The sequence below is a fragment of the Streptomyces viridosporus genome (assembly GCF_002078235.1).
Classification (GTDB): domain Bacteria; phylum Actinomycetota; class Actinomycetes; order Streptomycetales; family Streptomycetaceae; genus Streptomyces; species Streptomyces viridosporus.
On record NZ_MSGP01000543.1, the window covers coordinates 1 to 2912 of the forward strand.

The 2912-nt window shown below is 74.6% G+C and carries 1 protein-coding gene and 1 pseudogene; both read right to left on the reverse strand.

Annotated features, from left to right (window positions below; all coding sequences use genetic code 11):
- Nucleotides 1–1923, reverse strand: a pseudogene (locus B7L92_RS31875) (ATP-binding cassette domain-containing protein); the annotation flags it as partial.
- A gap of 124 nt (nt 1924–2047) precedes the next feature.
- Nucleotides 2048–2806, reverse strand: a complete 759-nt coding sequence (locus tag B7L92_RS31880; RefSeq protein WP_081240780.1) for an NUDIX hydrolase — start codon at nt 2804–2806, stop codon at nt 2048–2050.
- Between the last annotated feature and the right edge of the window lie 106 nt (nt 2807–2912).

The window sequence follows — 2912 nt, forward strand, 5'->3', positions numbered from 1 at the left end:
CGGGAACCCGGTCGCGGCGCGCGCCGACGGTCCTTCCGCCACCTTGTGCACGAGGGGCACGACGAGGAGGGGAACGGCGACGACCACGGCGAGTCCGGCGGTGGCGGACCGGAGGACGCCTGCGGCCAGCACACCGGCACAGGCACATCCCACCACGAGCCCGAGCCAGTCGGCGCCCAGCGGGAGCCAGCCGGCGGGAACCTCCACGGCCTCCGGCCCGTGGACGAGGGAGAGCAGTTCGGCGTCGCACCCGACGGTCAGGACGGCCAGCACCAGCGCGGCGCCCGAGGCGACCAGGAGTTCGGCGGTCAGCAGCCCCAGCCGCCGGGGCACGGTGCCGCGGTCCGCGGCCAGGGCGGGGTGGCGGAACTCGTCACCGAAGGCCAGCGCGCCGAGCAGCCCCGCCCCGAGCGCCGCGGGCGGCAGCGGCAACCGGCGCGGCTCCGCGGCCAGCAGACGTGGCTGCGGAGTGTGCCCGACGCGTGCCAGCAGTACGGCGGTGAGCGCGGACACGGCGAGCACACCGGCCCCGACGAGGAACCCCGTGCCGACGCCCGTGGCACGGCGGATCTCGTAGCGAAGAGGGCGGAGGGGGCCGGGGGCGGACCGGACGGGTATGGGCGGCGGAAGCTCCGCCGGGGCGTCGCAGGTGTGCTCGGACCGGTTCGCGGGGGCCGTGGCGGAGCGGTGGGTTTCTCCCCCTGCGGGGGTTTCCGGCTCCCGCAGGCCGGAGGGCGGGGAGGCGGGCCGCCGTCGTCGGCCGGAGCACCGGTGCGGTGCGGCGACGGGCGCCGGTCGCCGACCGTCCGCCGCGTGTTCCGCAGCGGCTGCCGTGGAGGGCGGCGGGACGGCGGCGGGGTGCTCAGGTACTTCCGCCGTGGTGGGCGACGGGGTGTCCACGGCTGGGGGCGCCGGTGCGCCGGCGGCCGAGAGCGCCGGTCCGCCGGTGACGGGAGCCGCCGGTCCGCCGGTGACCCGTTGCGGGTGACCGGTCCGGGCCCGCGCGTCATCACCGGCGGCCCGGGGCGGGTCGGCGACGTCCGCTCCGGGTCCCATGTCTCCCACCTGATCGGCGAGTTGGTGCACGACGATGCCGTGCCGGAACGCGGTCTCGCCGACCTCCGCACAGGTGCTGCCGTAGACGCAGAGGCGGTTGCCGCCTTCCGGCACGATCTCCACGGAGCGCCGTGCGGTGCGGGCCTCCTTCATGAGCAGCGCGGAGAGGCGTGCGGACTGCGGACGGCGACGCGGGGACGCAGCCGGGTGCGTGAGAAGTCCCCGGCCTCCTGGTCGGCGACGATCCTCCCCCGCTCCAGCGTGGCCACGCGGTCCGCGGTCCGCGGTCCGCGCAGCCTTCTTAGGATCGGCCGTCGTGCACAGGACGGTGCTCCCCTGGGCCGCGTACGCCCGGAGCATGCCGTGGAGCCATCGGTTCTCGCGGACAAAGAGCCCGTGCCCGGGCTCGTCGAGCACGAGCGTGTGCGGATCCGCCGGCAACGCGCAGGCCAGTCCGAGCCTGCGGTCCGTACCGCGCGACAGGGAGCCGAGGCGTTCGTCCCGCAGGTTCACCAGCTCCACGGCTTCGAGGACTTCGTCGGCACGGCGGACCGGGACGCCCGCGGCGGCACACAGCATGCGGAGGTGTCCGCGGACCGTTCGGGCGGGATGGCCGGGCACGTCACCCAGCAGAACGCCGACCTCACGGAAGGGACGCGCGATGCGGTGCGGCGGACGGCCTCCGAAGTGGGTGACGCCGCGCCCCGGTCGGAGTTCGAGCATGAGGCCGAGCGCTGTCGTCTTGCCGGCGCCCGGCGCGCCGAGCAGCACGGTGACGCGCCCCGCGGGCACCTCGAAGAAGACGTCGTCGACGATGGGCGGAAGCTCCTTGCGGGGGCTGCCGGTCAGTCCGACGGCCTGGATCACCCGAAGCAAGATAGCGCGCATTATCGGATTTTCCGGGCACCGCAGGGTTCGCTGTCGACGGGGAGAACACCTCCGTCAAACCCGCGTTCGCCGTCCGCCTCCCCGCGCGGCCGCGCTCTTCGCGTCAGACCTCGGGACGCAGCATCGGGGGGTTGAGCAGGGTGGCTCCGCCGGCCCGGAAGAGCTGCGCGGGACGACCGCCCTGGCGGGTGGTCGTCCCGCCGGTGGGGACCAGGAAGCCCGGTGTGCCGGTCACCTTGCGGTGGAAGTTGCGCGGGTCGAGCGCCACGCCCCACACCGCCTCGTAGACACGGCGCAGCTCGCCGACGGTGAACTCGGACGTGCAGAAGGCCGTCGCCAGGGACGAGTACTCGATCTTGGATCGGGCACGCTCCACCCCGTCCGCCAGGATCTGGGCGTGGTCGAAGGCGAGCGGCGTGACCGGCTCGCCGTCCCGGCCGTAACCGCCCTGCTGCAGTAGTTCCTCGACCGGCGCCCAGCGTGCGTTGCTGGCGTCACCGCCCGCCCGGGGTGCGGGCAGGTCGGGGGCCAGGGCCAGGTGCGCGACGCTGACGACACGCATCCTGGGGTCGCGCTTGGGATCGCCGTAGGTGGCGAGCTGCTCGAGATGAGCACCGTTGTCCTGGGCGGGGACGGCCGGGTCGTGCACCCGCAGCCCCGTCTCCTCGGCCAGTTCCCGCGCCGCCGCCTGCGCCAGGTCCTCGTCGGCCCGTACGAAACCGCCGGGGAGGGCCCAGCGCCCCTGGAAGGGCGGCTCCCCCCTGCGCACCGCCAGCGCGCACAGAGCATGACGGCGCACGGTCAGCACGACCAGGTCCACGGTGACGGCGAAGGGCGGAAAGGCTGACGGATCGTAGGGCATGCGGCGATCATAGTCGTCTGCCTGACGATAAGCACTCCTTTCGCCGTCCGCATCGACGGCCGGTCCACTTCGCTCCGGCACGGTCCTCGGCACACCCCGCGGGGTG